Raw genomic sequence first — 19833 nt, forward strand, 5'->3', positions numbered from 1 at the left:
CCCTTTAAATCGACAAAAGGCGACTTTTTTCATTCTACGGTGTATTTATATTTATGTAAAGTGATTTATGATAGACCAAATTCCTTCTACCTGTTATAATACACAATAAAAAGACCGAAAGTCGGGTTGTTTTCCTTTTGAAATTTTGATATATTTAACAACTGATTTCTATTTTTAATTACCCATAATATTAACTTTTATAGCATTTACAAATAGAAAATTTTTCATGCAATTAATGGAGGGGTTTAAATGAAACTACTTTGGAGGGTAATCGTTGCCATATTTGTTCTTATTGTTGCAAAACTGTGTTTGGATTCTTATCAAATAATTAAAGTTGCTGCCGGTGGAGATCATATTAGAATTGATCCTGCATTGTATTTTAATCTATCCTATGTAATTTTCGGTTTTATCGGAATGATGTTTTTTTCGGATATCTATAAAAAACACATGAAAAAACGAAGCAATCAGTTAAAATTTTAATGGCATAACAGCCAATTTATGGATATTAATTACATAAAAAACCAGGATAATAGTCCTGGTTTTTTATTATTAAAATATAATGAAAGTTAATCTACTTCTTTTCCTTTAGACGCTTCTAAAATTTCAAACCACTGCTGTTTAGAAAGCTGGATATTCAATGCCGAAACCGCAGACTTTACTCTTTCTAGCTTACCTGATCCAACTATTGGAATAATTTTAGCAGGATGTGTTAATAACCAAGCATATAGAACCTGGTCCATTGAGTTTGCACCAGTTTCGCTTTGTAATTTTTCTAACACACTTCTTACTCGACTGACGTTGTCATCTGTACTAGAGAAGATACTTCCCCCGCCTAAAGGCGACCATGCCATTGGAGAAATTCGGTCCATTTGACACTGTTCAATTGTCCCTTTTTCAAAGTGTTCCAAGTGAGTAGCCGAAATTTCAATTTGATTTGTCACCAACGGTTCCTCTAAGTAGGAGTTAAGCAGATTAAATTGTGAAGGTGCAAAGTTGGATACACCAAAACGTTTTACCTTTCCTTCTCTTTTTAACTGAGTGAAAGCCTCAGCCACTTCACTTGGATCCATCATCGGGTCTGGTCTATGTATTAATAAAACATCAATATAATCCGTTTGGAAATTTCTTAATGAACGTTCTGCAGATTGAATAATGTGCTCTCTGCTTGTGTCATAATATTTTATTTTATGCTCCGGTCTATTGGAGGAAATTAATTTAATTCCACACTTTGTCACTATTTCAATTTTTTCTCTTAAGGAAGGCTTTAATCCTAGTGCTTCACCAAATTTCTCTTCCACTGTGTAATTGCCGTAAATATCTGCATGATCAAAGCTAGTAACGCCTAGATCTAAACAGTTTTCTATAAAATCCACAACCTCTTCCCTGCTGTAACCCCAATCATTCAAACGCCACATTCCATGAACAATTCTAGAGAGGGAAACATCTTCTGCTAACTGAACTCTTTCCATAACAACACTCCTATCTATCTAATAATAAGAAATTATACCTCTTTTAAGTATAATTAGCCAAAATTACTGCTTGTTTCCTATTCTAACCTATTACAAGATATACATCTTTGGGACTTTAAATTAAAATAGATAATAAAATACAACTGTAATTAAGAAAGGATCCTACCATGACTAACACGTCCAACTTCCTTATAGGTCAAAAATTAATAGATTTGAAGAATGAAGTAGCTGCTAGCATGCTATTGGAAATTCAACATGCTTACCCGAATGTACCTCAATATAGAGATGAAACAATTGAGGCTCAGATCAAGGAAATCTTTCAAACATTATTAGTATTCTTGGGCGAATATGTCCAAGACCCTGAAAATAAAGTTTTAGACCGTGCCAAAGAATGGGGAGAATCTGTTGGATTCATGTCTGTGAAGTCTGGCGGATCACTGGAAGAAACACTTTCTAATATGACGTTATATAAAAAATGTCTATGGGCCTTTATTCAAAGAGAAGGTTATAAAGACGGGCTTAACATGAACCAAATTACAGATATTTTTATTCTAATAGATGAAATCTTTAATATTATCGTCTATGGATTCAGTCACGCCTTCTCCATTGCTACTGAACAGAAAATGTTAGAAACAAAAGCTACCTACATTCGACTGTCCATTCCAATAGTCCCTTTACAAAAAGGGTTAGGGGTTCTGCCGCTAGTCGGAGAAATTGATGAGGTTCGCGCTGGAATACTGATAGAAGAAACACTGGAAAAAAGTAAAAACCTTTCAATATTCAACCTTATCATCGACTTTTCTGGTGTTTATCGTTTAGACGGAACAGTTTTGCACACCATGGACCTGCTGATTCGTTCTCTCAAACTAATTGGCATCACACCAATCATAACAGGCATGCGACCAGAACTCAGCCTACAATTCATCAACTCTGGACTCAACCTTAAAGACATTCAAATCTGCGGTTCAATTGCGCAAGTATTACAGGAACAATAAAAAATCCTGCCGGGGTCAGACCCCGGCAGGATTTTCCGCCTTCACGTCGAACCCTCCATAAAATGTCTTGCCATTTGTTTGTGCATCCTTTATGATAGTACTATCATTCCTGTTAATACCATATATAGATTCATTAAATAAACAATATAACAATATATAGTATTTCCGACAATCTACGATAAAGGTGTCTTGTTATAGACTTAATAGGGAATCCGGTGAGAATCCGGAACTGTCCCCGCAACTGTAAGTGCAGACGATTTTGAGAAACCACTGTACATGAATGCTTAACGGCTCTTGTATGGGAAGGCTCAGAATAGGAAGAAGCACGAGTCAGGAGACCTGCCTTTACCGATTTAGTTTCTTTTCTTCGGGAGTTGAGAAGATGAAACGATGCATAGAATATGGTAAAAGCAGAACAGGGTTTCTTTGGTTTTTGGTGATAACCATCACCTATTTCTTAAAGAATCCCTCCCTGCATTCTTTCCTTCTATCTATGATCGTTTGATCCACTCAACCATTGAGTGGATTTTTTTATTTTATACGAAGTGGAGCGTGGAAAAATGACCGTACATACCAAGACTGGACATAAAGATAGTATACCTACCATTCAAGAGTATCAGAGACTTATAGAAACTGTTTTATTAGAGTTTCCACTATTAGATACAAACGTATTTTTACAAAAAGCTACAAAGATTATGGATAAATTGCTCCATCCATCCAATCCATCCAATCAACAAGAACTTACAAACCAACTAATTCTAGAAGCTCTCAATCATGTGGATGAACTTGAACCAGACTGGACCTATGTTGCATCACGACTACTATCACATAAGCTGCAGGAAGAAGTGTGTCAAAACAGGAAAATCAATAAACCCTATACCGATTTTTATTCATTAATTAACAAATTAACAGAACAAAAAATCTATCAACCTCAGATTCTAAACGCATACACACAGCAAGAAATTAACGAACTAGAGACTGTCATTGAACCTGAAAGAGATTATCTTTTTACCTATATTGGGCTCAAAACATTAACTGATCGCTATTTAACAAGGGATCATTACAAACGTTTACTAGAACTGCCTCAAGAAAGATTCATGATAATTGCCATGACCCTTATGCAAAAAGAGGAGCAAAACAGATTACATTATGTTAAAGAAGCTTATTGGGCATTAAGCAATCTGTATATGACCGTTGCCACTCCGACATTTTCAAATGCCGGAAAAACCTACGGGCAGCTCTCAAGCTGCTTTATTGATACAGTTGATGACAGCTTGCAAGGGATTTACGACAGTAATACAGACATTGCTAATCTTTCAAAATCCGGAGGAGGTCTTGGCGTCTATCTTGGAAAAATACGGAGTCGGGGCAGTGATATTCGTGGTTTCAAAGGCGTTTCAAGCGGAGTGATTCCATGGATGAAACAATTAAACAATACTGCTGTAAGTGTTGATCAACTGGGTCAGCGAAAAGGAGCCATTTCAGTCTATCTAGATGTGTGGCATAAAGACATCTTTTCTTTCCTAGACAGTAAGCTCAATAATGGGGATGAACGTATGCGTACACATGACCTCTTTACTGGGGTGTGTGTTCCTGACATTTTTATGGAGCAGGTGGAAGACAGAGGAGACTGGTATTTATTTGACCCGCATGAGGTCAGGCAAGTTATGGGCTATTCATTAGAGGACTATTTTGATGAGAAAACAGGCAGTGGCAGCTTCCGGAAAAAATACAAGGAATGTGTCAATCACCCAGCACTCCCAAAAGAAAAAGTGCCGGCTATTGAAATAATGAAAGCAATCATGAAAGGGCAACTGGAAACTGGCAGTCCATTCATGTTTTATCGTGATGAAGTAAACAGAATGAATCCAAACCATCATAAAGGAATGATTTATTGTACTAATTTATGTACGGAAATTACACAAAATCAAAGTGCCACCACAACAAAAACGCAATATGTAGAGAACGGCTCTATCATAACTGTTAAAACACCGGGAGACTTTGTCGTGTGTAATTTATCTTCCATTAACCTTGCCAGGACTGTAAAAGAAGGCCAACTGGAACGTCTTATTCCCATTCAAGTTCGGATGCTAGATAATGTTATAGATTTAAATATTATACCGGTATTACAGGCAAAGATGACCAATGAAAAATATCGTGCCGTTGGATTGGGAACATTCGGTTGGCATCATTTACTGGCTTTAGAAGGGATTAAATGGGAATCTACCGAGGCTGTGAACTATGCAAATGAGCTTTACGAAAGAATTGCTTATTACACAATCCAAGCAAGCTCATTACTCGCAAAAGAAAAAGGATCCTATCCGGCATACGAAGGGTCTGATTGGCAAACAGGTGACTATTTCCGTAAACGAAATTATGGGACAGACTCAGACCTAGATTGGATTACCCTTCAAAACCAGGTAGCTCATTATGGGGTACGAAACGGTTATTTGATGGCGGTTGCCCCCAATGCGACCACATCCATTATTGCCGGAAGCACTGCTAGTATTGATCCTATATTCCTTAAAGTTTATTCAGAAGAGAAAAAAGACTACAAGATTCCCGTTACAGCACCTGACCTTAATGCAGACACAACCTGGTTTTATAAATCGGCGTATCATATTGATCAGCATTGGAGCATTGCCCAAAATGCAGCAAGACAAAAACATATCGATCAAGCCATTTCCTTTAATCTGTATGTTACGAACACGGTAAAAGCCAAAGCTCTACTGGAACTTCACCTTGATGCATGGAAGCAAAAGTTGAAAACAACCTACTACGTCCGGTCAACATCATCTGAATTAGAAGAATGTGAATCATGTTCAAGCTAGACTGGTAATGCATGGCAGCAAACTAAAAAGGAGAATGAAAAATGAATGCTCATCTAAAAACACGTACCTTAATGGATGTGGACGCACCAAATAGATCGACCAAGATTATTAACGGAAAAAGTTCCAATGTCTTAAATTGGGACGATGTAGCATTTTCATGGGCTTATCCAAAATACAAAAAAATGCTAGCCAACTTTTGGTCGCCATTTGAAATCAATATGTCCCAGGATATCAAGCAGTTTCCTCAGCTGTCCCCACAGGAACAGGAGGCATTCTTGAAGATTATCGGACTCCTTGCACTTCTCGACAGCATTCAGACTGACTATGCAGGTAAAGTGGCGGATTATTTAACCGATTCCAGTCTTAACGCCCTGATGATTATGCTGGCACAGCAAGAAGTGATCCATAATCATTCCTACTCCTATGTGCTTTCAAGTCTTGTGCCGCGAAAGAAACAAGAAGAAGTGTTTGAATACTGGAGAACAGAATCTATCCTTAGGAAAAGAAATGATTTCATTACAGATGGATACAAAGCATTTTCTGAAACACCATCCATACAAAATTTGCTAAAATCCATCGTGTATGATGTTATCTTGGAAGGCCTTTTCTTCTATTCCGGCTTTGCATTTTTTTATCATCTTGCGAGAAATCAAAAAATGGTCTCTTCTAGTACGATGATCAATTACATTAATAGAGATGAACAAATTCATGTAGATTTGTTTGTCAAAATCTTTAAAGAGGTCCTTCAAGAATATCCAGAACACAATACAGAAAGTCTAGAACTATTTGTAGAGGAAACTTTTCAACAGGCGGCACAACTGGAGATTGAATGGGCGAGACATATTATTGGAGATCAATTTACTGGAATTGAACTGGAAGATGTCGAGGCGTATATAAAATTTTATGCCAACGTCCGTGCCCATCAACTTGGTTTCAAGCGCCCTTTCGAAGGTTATCGCACCAATCCATTGAAATGGATCAAAGCCTACGAGGACGTCGACCTAGGAAAGTCGGATTTTTTCGAACAAAAATCCAGACAATACACAAAGGTAAACGTGGTGGACAACGGATTTGATGAATTATAAAGATTTTCTTTCTATAGATAGCGCTAGGTGGAGACCCCGCAGGCGTAGCCGAAGGAGGCTCACGTCAGCCCCTAGGAAAGCGAAGCCTTTTGCGGAAATCAACAGCGGTGTTTAGTGAAATTTTAAAATCAAGGTCTTTTTCAGTGGCTTCGGCGTAGCCGAGTAGGCTCACGTCAGCCACTAGGAAAGCAAAGCCATTTGCGGAAATCCACAGCACAGCGGTGTCTATACAATTTCTAATTGGCGTAAGTCCCAAGCGAAGCGCCTGGAACGGAAATCAACCGTATTATATTTTTTCTGATTTTATTAAGATAGGCCGTGTACCTTTAACGTACACAGCCTATCTTTAGTTAAAACAACCCCATATATTGAAGCACCAATATTACTACCCCCAATATCCATACATAAATCGCAAACATCCGTAGAGAATGCCTTTTCAAATAGTTAATCATCCACTTCACAGCAATATACCCAAAGAAACAAGATGCTAAAATTCCAATAAATAAAGAAGATAAAGAAATATCTTCCCTGCCCACTTGTGCCACTTCCACAGTTTGTAAAAATACAGCCCCAGCTATGGCAGGTGTAGAAAGCAAGAATGAAAAATATGCCGCTGTCTCCCTATCCAGTTTCCGAAACAAGCCTGCTACAATGGTTAATCCAGACCTCGAAATGGCCGGGAATATCGCAGCTGCTTGGAAAGATCCAATAAACAACGCATCCTTCCACGTAATATCCTCCATCTTTTTTGAGCCCTTTTTGATAGAATCCGCAAACCAAAGGAAGGCGCCAGTAATTAAGAACTCCCAGCCAATTGTCACACCTGTCTTGGAAATTTCCTCAAAGTAGTCTTTAAATGCAAGTCCAATAACGACTGCCGGCATCGTTCCAATAACCAACAGAAACGATAATTTATCAAATGGGTTACGAATGATCTTAAAAAATTCTTCCCTATAAAAATAAAGAACTGCTATCAGCGTGCCGAAGTGAAGCATCGTATCAAGCAATAATCCCGCTTCTTGCAATCCAAATAGATTTCTTCCCAGATATAGGTGACCCGTACTGGAAATTGGCAGGAATTCAGTTAGTCCTTGAATGATCCCCAATATGAGCGCTTCAATTTTGGACATATCTCTTTCCCCCTCCTATTCCGTTCTTTTCCTATCGAAAACAAAATAAGTGATGGCTCCAAGAATAATCAATATCATTAAAGGAATGATGAGAGGTTGTGCGGCATGTTTGATATCCCGCCAATTTTCACCTAGTTGAAAACCGATATATATAAATAAAATGGTCCATGGAATAACGGCTGCAACTGTATATAGTAAAAAAGTCAAAAACTTCATCTTGGCAATACCAGCCGGAATAGAAATAGCATGTCTCACCACGGGAATAAATCGAGCTGTAAAAATGACAATCGGTCCGTAATTCTGAAACCATTTTTCCGAAATGTCTAAATGCTTCGGCTGAATCAATATGTATTTGCCATACTTTTCAAGAAATGGCCTTCCGCCAATGCTTCCTGCCCAGTATAAAAAAAGCTGAGCCAATGTACCACCCACCACACCTGCTAACATTGCTCCCATAAATCCTATCTCCCCAATGGAGATTAAATAACCACCATAGCCAAGGACGATTTCGCTAGGAATGACCTCCACCATTAAGCCAAGAGCAATTCCCCAAACCCCCAATGTGGTGAAAAATTCAAAAATAGATAAAAATAAGTTCTCCATATCCTCACCTCATTTGTAAGAGAGTTGTCCCTAACAATGTATGAGAGCACGTCCACGAAAAGCACTAAAATAAGAAAAGGGTTTTCACTAATTATGTCGAATCATACTTGTATGGAGGTGCTGATAAATGAAGAAAATCTTTGTCTTATCTTTATTCCTCCTTTTTCTAACAGCCTGCGGTATGCCTACACATATTCCAGATCGTTTTTCTTATATCGAAGTTGTGGAACAAAAAGAAGAAGCATCACTGTCTGAGATTGAAGATATTGACATCATCCTAAAAGACAGTGACATAGTCATCGGGTTAGATGAGGCAACGGAAAAGTATCCAGATTACAATATTGAAAAAACTCCCGCGTATATAGTGTTTGAATATACAGGATATCTTACCGACGACATGATCTTATTCACCTACGACAAAGAAGAGGCTGTCACGTTATTGAAAGAAAAAATTCAAGACGAAAAAGAAAAAGTGGAATAAACAAAAAGTCGAACAAAGCCTCTGCTTCCGTTCGACTTTTGAATAGGTCAAAAAAATCCCAGATAATATATCAAGGTTCCAGCTGTTGATTGGAGCAAAAGGCGAAGACTCCTCGAAAATGCTACGCATTTTCTTCGTGCGATGTTTCGCTTCCGAAGCCTTCCTTGTGCTGAGGGAGATAGCGCTAGGTGGAGATCCCATAGGCGTAGCGAAGCCACTGAAAAACTGATATTATATAGTATTTTGTAATTTTGAGCTGTTGATTGGAGCAAAAGGCGAAGACTCCTGAGGGAGATAGCGCTAGGTGGAGACCCCGCAGGCGTAGCCGAGGAGGCTCCAGCAGCGCCCCTAGGAAAGCGAAGCCATTTGCGGAAATCAACAGCGCGTGTAATGTAATCGCTTACTTAAGGTGGTAACGCATAAACCTACCTTCTTTTTCATATAGTTAAAAAATTGTAATTGGGAGGACTTATATGGGAGAACTATGTATGCAATCTTCATGTGTCGGTTACGATTTAATCTTGATTACCTTGGGTTGCCTTCTAATTTTATACATCGGATATCGTTTTCTAGGGCACGAAGACTAAAATATCTCATGATTTCACTTCTTTTGATTCATACTACAAGAGAGGTGATATAAATGCGGAAGATATTTTTGCTTCTATTGCTCTTCTTTGCAGCTTTTCCCTTGACCTTTCATGCACAGCCGCTTCCAATTGAAGTCTTTGATGTGACTCAAGGAAAAGTTATTAAATCCATCCCTCTGAATGAGATAAATAAGGAAGAAGCACTAAAGCTTGTAAAAAGTGCAGATTCCCTCTATCCAAAACTCAACCCTACACCTAAAACGGGGTTTATGATCAAGGTTATTTTTGATCCAGCCCAAGATATTGAAACGAATGTATTAAAACAGTCTGTAAATCAAGTCATTTTTATTTTTCCCGATGCAGAAAAGCCCTATATGCTAATCTTCAACGAGAAAGATCAACCTATGTTTTACTACTTTAGTGAAGATTTCGAACCATTTTTGGAAATGCTGGGAATAGACTAACTAAAAAGTGGAATAATGGGTACACTATCTTCAACTTTAACCTTTCAAGGAGGAGTTGACTTGAGAAATGTACTTATTATTCTTTTTATTGCGCTTTGTACCATACTCTCAGCTGGGTGCGGAACACAAAACGAAGGGGGACAAACACAGGCAAAAGAACCAGCTTCAATATTGCCAACTTCAGGAGATTATTCTTTCCGACGCTATATAGAGGAAAAAGGACATACAGATTATAGAGTCCTATATAGTCAAGTGCCCGATAGTGAAATAGTTGAAGTACGAACTGTCATTGACCTAGAGTCCGCCGGATCATCCTCTGATATTTCAGAAACAAGCAACTTTTATGAAGAGAGAAAAGATGGGATTTATGGATACATCGTATTGTCTGAGGAATTCCCCTCCGATTGGAATGCTGCGGATATTAAGGAATTTCCAAAAACAAAAATTATTGCTTATCCATTAGAAGCGAGTAATTCGTGGACGGAGGAAATGGAGGATTTTAATCTTAATATCACTTATCACATTCGGAAAGTCGATGCGGAAGTAAAAACCCCTGCCAAGACTTTTAAAAATTGTATTATTATTGATTTTGAGGAGAAAGACAAGGACGGCAACACTTTACGCAAAGGCAATTCAGCATTTGCACCCAATGTAGGATGGATTCGCCATGAAGTAGAATCGGAAGTATTAAAAGATGTTCATAAGTTAATAAAAATAAATGAAAGATAATAATTTTATCTTTCATTTTTAGATTTTTGTTTATTTACCGAGGAACCTTATCCTCTGATTTATCGTCCGTTTTACGGAATACTTCGTTTAGCGAATTTTTTTACATAACTGTAATGATGAAATTACCATTTTTAATGTATAATTACAAACATACCTTTCCCTAACCATGGGTATAAAGGTACCGAATACTTTTTACTATGTTATACTTCTATAGTTAAGGAGGAGATGTAGCTTTGGGCCTGAGTAAAATAGTTTTTGTAATTAGTATTATGGCAAGCTTTCTTATGCTGGTGGCATCCGTTATTGCATTTGTCATTCAAGACATGGGTTATTTTTGGACGATGTTTGTTCTTATGGTTGTCAGCATTCTTCAAAACATCTCCGTTTACAAGCATATTTCCACAAGTGATGAGCCCATTAAAGGTTAGGCCGCTTCCTAGGAGCGAAACATTAAGCGGTCTTGCTTTGAATAAGCACCATTCTCTCCTTTTTACATGTCAATCCCCTTGGCCGCCACAATTCCTACCTAAATCTAAAAAACAAATTAAAGCCAGCGATTCAGCCAGCTTTTGATTCTGTCCGGATATACTTTCCCTCTTTATTATACAAATGAAACTTCTTTATGACCTTTGCATCCGTTTCTAGAAGCTTTGGTGAAGATATATGCAGAAAAAATTGATTTTCAACGACATCGCTTGAAATTTTGTAAATTACTTCCTCTTTCCTTTGTACTTCCAACACCACTTTTTGTACTTCTTCATGACTTGGTATCAACCCATGAATATACGTATGCTCAATAGTGTCACCGTTCACTTTTTTTCCTCAAAACAGAAGTCTTTATCTTCTTTCATCGAATAGAAGTTCGCTCTCTCCATCCCCGTTACTTCAAAGCCGTGCTCATTAAACTTATAAGCACCAAGGATCGTTTTTAAAACTGAATTCTCTTCCGAATATATTAAAAAGGATTGATGCGCTTCATCTACAAACATCAACTCCATCCCCTGCTTACTATTAGTACCTGAAATAGCTTCTTTCAGTGTTCGGTAAATATAAGTAGGTTCAGTATCAATTTTTGTGAAATCTTCTATTTTCTGAATCTGGGAAAAATATTTTTGTGGAGGAACAGTTAACCTCACTCTTTCCCCACTGCTAACGATATCAGTCACAATGGTCTGTATTGCAGTTTGTTTATTTTCTCCTATGAACAGAATAAACGTTCCTTTCTTCGTCTCTATTATTTCCGAATAAAAGGAACTGTCGAGCATTATTTTTTCTAGTTTCAATTTCCCATAAAAACCTTTATGAAAAATAACAGCTCCTAGTTGATTTTCATTATGTTCAAATGTAGCAACCACTTTCATCGTATGTTTAATGGGATACGTTTCCAAAAGCAACGGCTTTTTATCCAATTCCCCTAAATGTTCTTGGATGAAATCAGTGATGTCTCTTTCAGTGTTTAATATAGTAAATTGGGTATATTCATAGATTGAATAAGCAATGATCACTATCATACTTGCCAATGAAATGAGCAAGAGTATTTTCTTCAAAATCTTTACCCCCTGTTCCATAACTGCAAACAAAATATAGTTTCAAAGCCCTAATTCCATTTTAAGGTAAATGATAATCAAAGACTATTGGGAAAATGAATATGATTTTCGTGCAATCATTCATACATTTAATTGACCACTTTCATGAAAACTATTAATTCTAGCATTTTTAATCACAGCTTCATTCTCAACATTTCCCGAATCGATTCTATCATTTTTATATTTTCATTCGTGTTTTTCTATAAAAACACTTTGCAAAGCGATCTTTTTCCTATATAATCACTTCATAAACCAAACAATCTAATAATTAACTCGTATAATAGTGGGAATATGGCCTACAAGTTTCTACCAAGCTACCGTAAATGGCTTGACTACGAGTGATACTTTAAATTTTCCAATTCTAATTTATTTGCATTCCTGAAAGTTAAAAGTGGTCACTTGTAGATCTTTTGCCGCTTACAACTTTCGGGATTTTTTATTTTCAAGGAGGAATATACATGAAACTTCTACAGCAAACCATTCTTGAAAAAGGGACGGTTTTACTAAACGGTGTGTTAAAAGTGAATACTTTCTTAAATCATCAAATCGACACTGATTTAATGATTGAGATAGGTAAAGAATTTGCGAAACGATTTTCCGATGCAAACATTAATAAAGTCATCACCATTGAGTCTTCAGGAATTGCACCAAGTTTTTTCGCTGCTCATACACTTGGTGTTCCACTAATTTTTGCAAGAAAGAAAAAATCACTAACCTTGAAAGATAATGTTTATACTAGCGAAGTTTTCTCTTTTACCAAACAAGAAACAAGTGAAATCACAGTGGCAAAAGAATTCTTAGTTGAAAACGATAGAGTCCTAATAATTGATGATTTCCTGGCAAATGGTCAGGCTGCAAATGGTTTAATTGATGTAGTGAAACAAGCAGGTGCGTCTGTAGTAGGTATTGGTATTGTCATTGAAAAAACCTTCCAGCCTGGACGACAGATTCTAGAGGATAGTGGATATCGTGTGGAATCACTCGCAAGAATCAAATCGTTACAAGACGGACATATAACATTTGTGGAAGATCCCATCAGTGTCAAAAACTAACCTATTTGGAGGTCATTTTATGAAAACTAGTTCTGTACATTACCCATGGTATAAAAAAGAAGATACAGATGCATTCTTCGCCCTTTTTCAAAACAACCTGGCAAATTTCGTCATCATTGCCGTAACCATGCTTGGTATGGGTTTTCCTGCGAGCATCGTATTTGGTAAAGTCATCCCTGGTGCAGCCGTTGCTGTTATGGTAGGGAATTTATATTATGCCTTCATGGCTAAGCGTCTTGCACAAAAAGAGGGAAGAACAGATGTGACTGCACTCTCTTACGGGATAAGTACCCCAGTTATGTTTGTTTTTCTATTTGGAGTATTAGCTCCTGCTAATGCCTTGACCGGCAACCCGGAACTTGCGTGGAAAATTGCTGTAGCTGCTGCGTTTTTAAGCGGTTTAATCGAGACTCTTGTTAGTTTTACAGGCAACTGGGTAAGAAATCATCTGCCTCGAGCTGCTATGCTTGGAGCACTTGCAGGTGTTGCTCTCACGTTTATTGCTGGGGAGATGCTTTTTAATACTTTCTCCATTCCTGTTGTGGGCTTAGTGGCTTTAGTAATTATCATTGCTGGGGTTATTGGAAAAGTGTCCATGCCTTTCAAAATCCCTGCTTCCCTGTTTGCGGTTATCATCGGTACTGTTCTAGCTTTCACATTAGGCTATCAATCCCCATCTAAAATAGCAGATGGATTAGATAACATTGGATTTTATCCACTATTGCCTTCTTTGGCAGCTTTTGAGGGGATGACTTACCTGTTTGGAGCACTTATTGGTTTATTAGCAATCATCCTTCCTATTACTTTATATAATGCCATTGAAACGATGAATAACGTGGATGCCATGGCTGCAGAAGGAGACTCTTATGATGTTCGTGAATGTCAAGCTGTGGATGGAGTTGGAACAATGCTTGGGGCTATTTTTGGCGGACTCTTCCCTACTACAGTTTACATCGCAACAGTAGGTTCTAAATGGATGGGGGCAGGTAGAGGATATAGCATACTGAATGCAATTGTCTTCGGAATTGCTGCCATGACAGGAGTTATTGCTGCCCTTGCAGCCATTATACCGCTTGCTGCAGTAGCACCTATACTCGTGTTTGTCGGAATTTCCATGGTGGCAACAGCCTTTGGATCCAATGAAAAAAAATACTTTCCAGCAGTTGCTATTGCCATGCTGCCTTACTTCGCTAATTATGTAATGACACGTTTCAATAACAGTGCGGGTGAAGTTGTTTCTGGTATTTCTGAAGGAATAGTCCCGCTTGGTCAAGGAGCCATGTTCACCGCCATTGTGCTTGGTGCCATTACTGTCTATATTATCGATCAGGATTACCGTCGTGCCTCCTCTTTCGCTTTGATTGGTGCCTTCTTATCTTTTGTCGGATTCATGCATGCTCCAAAGCTAGCTCTGAACGCGGCACCGGATTTTGTTATTGGTTATGTGTTAGTAGCAATATTTCTTGTTTATTGTTCGTTCCAACATGCTTCAAGTATAGTAAGAAATTCTGATAAGAACATTTCCGTTAATCAGAAAGTAGCTTCATAAGTGATAACGTAACAAGAACCGGGAACTATCCCCGGTTCTTGTTCATTTTAGTAGTTCGTGTATCATTATTATTTATTTTGAAAAACTACCTTTATCCTATACTTTGAGAGTGGGCTAAAGTATGTCTATCAAGCAACAGTACATAGAGATCTTTAATAAAAATCAATCCTCCGTGCAAAACCGTCCGGTTCCTTTTTAGTTTCTTGGTTATTCTCCACTGGAGGCCACGGAAAAAGACCTTGATTTTGAAATTTCACTAAACACCGCTGTTAATTTCCGCAAAAGGCTTCGCTTTCCTAGGGGCGCTGCTGGAGCCTCCTCGGCTACACCAGGGCCACTGAAAAAGTCATTGATTTTAGAATTTTTTTAGCTACCGCTGTTGATTTCCGCAAAAGGCTTCGCTTTCCTAGGGGCGCTGCTGGAGCCTCCTCGGCTACGCCTGTGGGGTCTCCACCTAGCGCTATCTCCCTCAGGAGTCTTCGCCTTTTGCTCCAATCACCAGCTAGGAATCAATAAAAACTTTACGTTTTCAGTTATTCAGTGGCCTCGCTACGCCTGCGGGGTCTCCACCTAGCGCTAGCTCCCTCAGGACAAGGAAGGCTTCGGCAGCGATTCATCGCACGAAGAAAATGCGTAGCATTTTCGAGGAGTCTTCGCCTTTTGCTACAATCACCAGCTAGGAATCATAAAAAATTTTACGTTATCAGTTTTTCAGTGGCTTCCTCCGCTGCAGGGTTCCAAGCTACCGCTATCTCCCTCAGGACAAGGAAGGCTTCGGCAGCGAAACATCGCACGAAGAAAATGCGTAGCATTTTCGAGGAGTCTTCGCCTTTTGCTACAATCACCAGCTAGGAACCAATAAACAACTTTACGTTATCGGTTTTTCAGTGGCATACAGCGGAGTGAGGAGGCTGACGGTCCTCCCGCAGGCAAGCGATGCGCTTGGAACGGTAATCAACAGTATTTTACACCTCATCTCATGTAATAAATAATAAAACAAGGATAACCAGTAGGCTATCCTTGTTTTTAGACGGTTTCTTTTACTTCTTCTTTTTCGCTTAACTCTTCTTCTTCTAAATCTGGTTCGATTGCTTTTTTCTTTTTGAGGAAATCTTCTAAAGCAAGTTTACTGTGTCTAGCGGTAAGAATATACAAGAAATCCTTATCTCTAATAACCGTATCACCTGATGGAGTTACAAGAATTCCCGCTCTAATGATGGCATTAATAAGCGTTTTATCCGGAAATTCCAGTTCAGCAAGTGTCTTCCCGACCATTTCTAGATCTTCTTCCACTTGGAACTCTATAATCTCCGCATTTGCTTTACCGATAGAAACCAACTCCAATGAATGAATAGGTGCAATCTTCTTAGGGCCAGTTAAATCTAATTTTTTTGCAAGCATCGTAATCGTTGATCCTTGAACTAGAGTGGAGGTCAAGACGACGAAGAATACTACATTAAAGAACAGTTGAGCATTTGGAATGCCTGCAATCATCGGAAATGTAGCGAGAACAATTGGTACGGCTCCACGGAGACCTGCCCAAGATAGAAACACTTTTTCTTTTATACTGAAATTCATTCCTATGGTGGAAAGGAAAACCGCTACTGGTCTAGCTACAACAATCAAGATCACCGATAATAACAACCCTTTAAGCATGATGTCCCATTGGAACAATTGACCCGGGAAGACCAATAACCCCAATATGATAAACATCAGAATTTGCATCATCCACGCAAACCCTTCATTAAAGCGGAAAATCGATTGTCGATAGGTCAATTCATTGTTCCCTATGATTAACGCAGCCACATACACTGCTAATAGTCCACTTGCTCCTATCAATGCTGCGATACTATACGTTAAGAGCGCAAATGCCATGGCAAAGACAGGATATAAACCTGAGGAATCTAAATTTATCTTATTAATGGAATAGGAAGCAAGCTTACCAAGTCCTAATCCCAATAATAAACCAATTCCCATCTGCCAGAAGAAGCTACCGATGAACCCTATGTAACTGGGATTAGAGGCAGTAAGTAATTCAATAAAGGATAATGTCAAAAACACTGCCATCGGATCATTGGTACCAGACTCAGCCTCAAGCGTGGCTCCCATTCGAGCTTTAATGTTCTGTCCTTTTAGCACTGCAAAAACTGCTGCTGCATCTGTTGATCCAACGATTGCTCCAAACAGGAATGCTTCTAACCAAGACACATCGAGGATAAGCTTAGCAGATGCTGCGACCAGTGCAGAAGTCAAAATTACACCAATTGTAGCTAATGATAAAGATGGTTTGATAACCTTGCGAACGGTTCCCCATTTTGTTTGCAAACCACCCTCAAACAAGATAATGACAAGCGCAAAGATACCAATTAATTGAGCATACTTTACATTGTCAAAATAAATAATACCCAGTCCATCACTCCCTGCCATCATTCCAACGATGATGAACAATACAAGGGCTGGAACACCTAGTTTTGAAGAGAATTTGGTTGTTATAACTCCAACAATCAGAAGAAATGCGGTAAGCAAAATAAAATAATCTACATTAAATGCACCTTGTACCATGTCCCCCCACCTTTAATAAAAAGTAATATTAATTATAGCATACCGTATTTTAGAAACACGGCTTACGCTATGACAAAACACCACTCGAAAGCGGTGTTTTTAAATAAAGCTATAAGAAAAGAACTACTAACGTTCCGACAATAAAACAATATATAGAAAAATAAATTAAATTGCCTCTGGCCATTATTCCCATAAACCATTTTAATGAGAAATATGAGGCTATAAGTGAAGCAATGAATGCCAAGGAGTAAGGTAAAAGAATTTCATTTACATTATCCATCCCCAAGATATCTTTTATTGCTAACAGGATACTCCCCACACTAACAGGGATAAAAAGCAAGAAAGAAAATCTTAAAGCTGTCTCCTGTTTCATTCCTCGAGCCATTGCAGCAACAATGGTTGCTCCAGAACGACTTATTCCAGGAATCAAGGCAACCGCCTGAGCCAACCCTACAATAATTGCATCCTTAAAGGAAAGTTCCGCATCATTCTTTCTACCTCGGAGGTTACGTATTAGCCAGAGTGCTATCCCTGTTACAATCAGCGTAATACCGATAACTTTAATATTTTCCAAAGCATCTGATATTACATCACCGTATACTACACCAATCACTCCTGCTGGTATGGTACCTATAATCAAGTAGATGACAAACATAAAATCAGCTTTATCTTCCTTGTCTTTTTTGGCCATAAATCTCAGTGCACCAAAGAAGAGTCTTGTTATTGATTCACGATAAATGATAAGAATAGCTACCAAGGATGCTGCATTGACAACAATCTCAAATGTTAAACCTTCCAGTTCCATCCCCAGTAGATTTTGCAATATCATCACATGGCCACTTGAAGAAACAGGGATTGGTTCTGTAATTCCCTGAAAGATCCCAAGTAAAATGTACTTTAATAAAACCAAAATATCTTCCATACCGGTTAAACCTCAATTTCTTAAAATAATATATACCAAATATAAGACGTACGCTATAGCAAGAAAGGTTCCTTCTATTTTCCCTATCCGGAAATTTGTTCTTGAAAATACTAAGAGAATCACAGTTAACACTACTAAAAGACCGATATCAACAAATATTTTGCTATTAACGGGAAGCGGAGTTATCAGTGACGAAGTTCCCAGTACAAATAAAATATTAAAAATATTGCTCCCTACGATATTACCAAGGGCAATTTCACTTTGTTTCTTGATCGCTGCCGTAATAGATGTAACAAGCTCTGGTAAGGAGGTACCAATCGCTACTATAGTCAATCCAACAAGTGTTTGACTCATACCTAATGATACAGCAATATCCGTACTATTTCTCACAACTAATTCTCCGCCAAAAATGATGGCAGCAAGCCCTATGACAGTTCGAAAGAGATTCTTACCCCAAGTTGGTTTCTCAGAAGTTTCTTCCACAGGAATTTTATCCCGGTTATTTCTTGCAACTTCAAAAATATAATACATAAACACAGAGAAAATCAATAGAAATATTAACCCATCACTTCTAGTAAGCAAGTTTTCAGAAAAACCTTGCAGGGCAATATCACTGATTAATACAAGTAGCACAGCACTTCCTAATAAGGTAAAAGGAATTTCCTTTCGGATCGTCTCACTCTCTACCTTTAATGGATTCAACAATGCTGTTAGTCCTACTACAAGGGTAATATTAAAGATATTACTACCAATAACATTCCCCAGTGAGACTTCTGCACTTCCTTCTAACGCTGCCAGAATACTTACTGTCGCTTCTGGCGAACTTGTTCCAAATGCCACAATGGTCAACCCAATCAATAACGGGGAAATACGGAGAATCTTGGCAATGCTAGAAGCACCATCTACAAACCAATCCGCTCCTTTTATTAACAATGCAAAACCGACAACTAACAATAAATAGGTCATGATCTAACTTTCCCTTCTTGGAAAATAAATGAATATTCTATTTTGCTTTACCAGACTGCTCTACTAATTGATGATACCAATCTTTTGTTTTTTCTGCATCTTCTGAGTTAATGAAGATTGTATCTTCCATTGTTTTAATGAATATATAGGGAGAATGATTTTTATAAATAAACAGCAAGCTGCTACCAAAATCTTTCACCTTAAAATGTCCTTTAGAGATGGATTGCATTCCATATCCGTTTGAGCTAATGACAACTTCAGGCATTTCTTCTAGTAGCTCGACCTGGATGATCTCCTCATAGTTCCACTGATCTCCATAAACACCGCTAATTTCAAATGAATCTTCATTCAAAGTTAACTCAGCCTCTTGAAACCCTAAGAAGAAAACAACAAACAATATGCCAAACGTTACGACAGCAACGGAGGTGCTAATGATGTAACTTTTTTTTCGTTTTTGGGGAACTTCAAATTTGGATAGGTAAATGAATCCTCCCAACAACATAATAACCATTACCCCTATTTGAACTTCTAAAGCATAGGAGAAAGCAGTAAAAAATAACGGTAGTAACAATAGTAAAACGATTGCAGTTAAAATTAGTAGTTTTCCTGTTCTTTGCGGATAGCCATTATAGATCAATTCTTCTTGTTCTTCTTTAGGACGAGAACGAAAACTTGATATCAGTCCGTAAGCTTCTTTTTTTACAATAGCCCATCCGATTAATAAAAATATCAGCACCACCAACAGCTGTATAAAAAATAATATCAACATTTATTTTACCTCCTTCACCCTTTATTCTTTTCTTTTTATACGTTTTTTACATT

19 protein-coding genes and 2 riboswitches are annotated in these 19833 nt (G+C 38.1%); of the genes, 10 read left to right on the forward strand and 9 right to left on the reverse strand.

The window, feature by feature from the left end; genetic code table 11:
• Window positions 1-249 precede the first annotated feature (249 nt).
• Window positions 250-480: a hypothetical protein gene (locus AAV98_RS09700; RefSeq protein ID WP_060665345.1), complete on the forward strand. Its 231-nt coding sequence runs from the start codon at window positions 250-252 to the stop codon at window positions 478-480.
• Window positions 481-566: 86 nt separating this feature from the next.
• Here the strand turns inward: AAV98_RS09700 and AAV98_RS09705 are convergent, their stop codons facing one another.
• Window positions 567-1469 carry an aldo/keto reductase gene (locus AAV98_RS09705; RefSeq protein ID WP_060665346.1) on the reverse strand — a complete coding sequence of 301 codons (903 nt, stop codon included), beginning with the start codon at window positions 1467-1469 and terminating at the stop codon, window positions 567-569.
• A gap of 167 nt (window positions 1470-1636) precedes the next feature.
• Here AAV98_RS09705 and AAV98_RS09710 point away from each other — a divergent pair, with 167 nt between their 5' ends.
• The 3 genes from AAV98_RS09710 (at window position 1637) to AAV98_RS09720 (ending at window position 6380) form a co-directional block, all read left to right on the forward strand.
• Entirely contained in the window at window positions 1637-2464 is an 828-nt protein-coding gene (locus AAV98_RS09710) for an STAS domain-containing protein (RefSeq protein ID WP_060665347.1), read from the forward strand.
• Window positions 2465-2629: 165 nt separating this feature from the next.
• A riboswitch (cobalamin riboswitch) is annotated at window positions 2630-2825 on the forward strand.
• 199 nt (window positions 2826-3024) lie between these two features.
• Window positions 3025-5295, forward strand: coding sequence for a ribonucleoside-diphosphate reductase subunit alpha (locus AAV98_RS09715; protein ID WP_060665348.1), 2271 nt, complete (start codon window positions 3025-3027; stop codon window positions 5293-5295).
• A 41-nt stretch (window positions 5296-5336) separates the two neighbouring features.
• The gene (locus AAV98_RS09720) at window positions 5337-6380 is read left to right on the forward strand and encodes a ribonucleotide-diphosphate reductase subunit beta (protein ID WP_060665349.1); all 1044 of its coding nucleotides are present in this window, start codon (window positions 5337-5339) and stop codon (window positions 6378-6380) included.
• A 350-nt stretch (window positions 6381-6730) separates the two neighbouring features.
• On the opposite strand, the gene AAV98_RS09725 is transcribed toward AAV98_RS09720, so the two are convergent.
• Window positions 6731-7510: an undecaprenyl-diphosphate phosphatase gene (locus AAV98_RS09725; protein ID WP_060665350.1), complete on the reverse strand. Its 780-nt coding sequence runs from the start codon at window positions 7508-7510 to the stop codon at window positions 6731-6733.
• Window positions 7511-7525: 15 nt separating this feature from the next.
• Window positions 7526-8113, reverse strand: a complete 588-nt coding sequence (locus AAV98_RS09730; protein ID WP_060665351.1) for a DedA family protein — start codon at window positions 8111-8113, stop codon at window positions 7526-7528.
• A 127-nt stretch (window positions 8114-8240) separates the two neighbouring features.
• Between AAV98_RS09730 and AAV98_RS09735 the strand changes: the two genes are divergently transcribed.
• The 4 genes from AAV98_RS09735 to AAV98_RS09750 all read left to right on the forward strand — a co-directional run bounded on the left by AAV98_RS09735 (window position 8241) and on the right by AAV98_RS09750 (window position 10802).
• On the forward strand, window positions 8241-8594 hold the full coding sequence (locus tag AAV98_RS09735; RefSeq protein ID WP_060665352.1) for a hypothetical protein: 354 nt from the start codon (window positions 8241-8243) through the stop codon (window positions 8592-8594).
• Window positions 8595-9234: 640 nt separating this feature from the next.
• Window positions 9235-9645: a hypothetical protein gene (locus tag AAV98_RS09740; RefSeq protein WP_060665353.1), complete on the forward strand. Its 411-nt coding sequence runs from the start codon at window positions 9235-9237 to the stop codon at window positions 9643-9645.
• Window positions 9646-9705: 60 nt separating this feature from the next.
• Entirely contained in the window at window positions 9706-10374 is a 669-nt protein-coding gene (locus tag AAV98_RS09745; RefSeq protein WP_060665354.1) for a hypothetical protein, read from the forward strand.
• Window positions 10375-10607: 233 nt separating this feature from the next.
• Window positions 10608-10802 (forward strand): hypothetical protein, encoded by a 195-nt coding sequence (locus tag AAV98_RS09750; protein ID WP_060665355.1) that lies wholly within the window; start codon window positions 10608-10610, stop codon window positions 10800-10802.
• Window positions 10803-10932: 130 nt separating this feature from the next.
• Here AAV98_RS09750 and AAV98_RS09755 read toward each other — a convergent pair whose 3' ends face one another.
• Both AAV98_RS09755 and AAV98_RS09760 read right to left on the reverse strand, forming a co-directional pair.
• Window positions 10933-11187 (reverse strand): hypothetical protein, encoded by a 255-nt coding sequence (locus AAV98_RS09755; RefSeq protein ID WP_060665356.1) that lies wholly within the window; start codon window positions 11185-11187, stop codon window positions 10933-10935.
• Window positions 11184-11921: a hypothetical protein gene (locus tag AAV98_RS09760; RefSeq protein ID WP_060665357.1), complete on the reverse strand. Its 738-nt coding sequence runs from the start codon at window positions 11919-11921 to the stop codon at window positions 11184-11186. The genes AAV98_RS09755 and AAV98_RS09760 overlap by 4 nt, the downstream gene beginning before the upstream one ends.
• A gap of 292 nt (window positions 11922-12213) precedes the next feature.
• Window positions 12214-12315, forward strand: a riboswitch (purine riboswitch).
• Window positions 12316-12418: 103 nt separating this feature from the next.
• On the opposite strand from AAV98_RS09760, the gene AAV98_RS09765 reads away from it, so the two are divergent.
• Complete coding sequence (locus AAV98_RS09765; RefSeq protein WP_060665358.1) at window positions 12419-13012, forward strand: xanthine phosphoribosyltransferase; 594 nt, start codon at window positions 12419-12421, stop codon at window positions 13010-13012.
• A gap of 19 nt (window positions 13013-13031) precedes the next feature.
• Window positions 13032-14561 (forward strand): NCS2 family permease, encoded by a 1530-nt coding sequence (locus tag AAV98_RS09770; protein WP_060665359.1) that lies wholly within the window; start codon window positions 13032-13034, stop codon window positions 14559-14561.
• Between the two features lie 1026 nt (window positions 14562-15587).
• Here the strand turns inward: AAV98_RS09770 and AAV98_RS09780 are convergent.
• The 4 genes from AAV98_RS09780 to AAV98_RS09795 all read right to left on the reverse strand — a co-directional run bounded on the left by AAV98_RS09780 (window position 15588) and on the right by AAV98_RS09795 (window position 19780).
• Window positions 15588-17123, reverse strand: a complete 1536-nt coding sequence (locus AAV98_RS09780; RefSeq protein ID WP_060665361.1) for a potassium/proton antiporter — start codon at window positions 17121-17123, stop codon at window positions 15588-15590.
• A gap of 109 nt (window positions 17124-17232) precedes the next feature.
• Window positions 17233-18045 (reverse strand): undecaprenyl-diphosphate phosphatase, encoded by an 813-nt coding sequence (locus tag AAV98_RS09785; protein ID WP_060665362.1) that lies wholly within the window; start codon window positions 18043-18045, stop codon window positions 17233-17235.
• A gap of 12 nt (window positions 18046-18057) precedes the next feature.
• Window positions 18058-19011 (reverse strand): calcium/sodium antiporter, encoded by a 954-nt coding sequence (locus AAV98_RS09790; RefSeq protein WP_060665363.1) that lies wholly within the window; start codon window positions 19009-19011, stop codon window positions 18058-18060.
• Between the two features lie 37 nt (window positions 19012-19048).
• Window positions 19049-19780: a DUF3784 domain-containing protein gene (locus tag AAV98_RS09795; protein WP_060665364.1), complete on the reverse strand. Its 732-nt coding sequence runs from the start codon at window positions 19778-19780 to the stop codon at window positions 19049-19051.
• Window positions 19781-19833: the final 53 nt, after the last annotated feature.

The organism is Bacillus sp. CHD6a (genome assembly GCF_001293645.1).
GTDB lineage: Bacteria > Bacillota > Bacilli > Bacillales > Bacillaceae_I > Sutcliffiella_A.

Bases quoted from the DNA above. Each gene is read 5' to 3' on its own strand.
- AAV98_RS09795 (WP_060665364.1), bottom strand. From the start codon at position 19,780: ATGTTGATATTATTTTTTATACAGCTGTTGGTGGTGCTGATATTTTTA.
- AAV98_RS09725 (WP_060665350.1), bottom strand. From the start codon at position 7,510: ATGTCCAAAATTGAAGCGCTCATATTGGGGATCATTCAAGGACTAACT.
- AAV98_RS09740 (WP_060665353.1), top strand. From the start codon at position 9,235: ATGCGGAAGATATTTTTGCTTCTATTGCTCTTCTTTGCAGCTTTTCCC.
- AAV98_RS09710 (WP_060665347.1), top strand. From the start codon at position 1,637: ATGACTAACACGTCCAACTTCCTTATAGGTCAAAAATTAATAGATTTG.
- AAV98_RS09780 (WP_060665361.1), bottom strand. From the start codon at position 17,123: ATGGTACAAGGTGCATTTAATGTAGATTATTTTATTTTGCTTACCGCA.
- AAV98_RS09790 (WP_060665363.1), bottom strand. From the start codon at position 19,011: ATGACCTATTTATTGTTAGTTGTCGGTTTTGCATTGTTAATAAAAGGA.
- AAV98_RS09730 (WP_060665351.1), bottom strand. From the start codon at position 8,113: ATGGAGAACTTATTTTTATCTATTTTTGAATTTTTCACCACATTGGGG.
- AAV98_RS09700 (WP_060665345.1), top strand. From the start codon at position 250: ATGAAACTACTTTGGAGGGTAATCGTTGCCATATTTGTTCTTATTGTT.
- AAV98_RS09715 (WP_060665348.1), top strand. From the start codon at position 3,025: ATGACCGTACATACCAAGACTGGACATAAAGATAGTATACCTACCATT.
- AAV98_RS09720 (WP_060665349.1), top strand. From the start codon at position 5,337: ATGAATGCTCATCTAAAAACACGTACCTTAATGGATGTGGACGCACCA.
- AAV98_RS09770 (WP_060665359.1), top strand. From the start codon at position 13,032: ATGAAAACTAGTTCTGTACATTACCCATGGTATAAAAAAGAAGATACA.
- AAV98_RS09705 (WP_060665346.1), bottom strand. From the start codon at position 1,469: ATGGAAAGAGTTCAGTTAGCAGAAGATGTTTCCCTCTCTAGAATTGTT.
- AAV98_RS09735 (WP_060665352.1), top strand. From the start codon at position 8,241: ATGAAGAAAATCTTTGTCTTATCTTTATTCCTCCTTTTTCTAACAGCC.
- AAV98_RS09765 (WP_060665358.1), top strand. From the start codon at position 12,419: ATGAAACTTCTACAGCAAACCATTCTTGAAAAAGGGACGGTTTTACTA.
- AAV98_RS09785 (WP_060665362.1), bottom strand. From the start codon at position 18,045: ATGGAAGATATTTTGGTTTTATTAAAGTACATTTTACTTGGGATCTTT.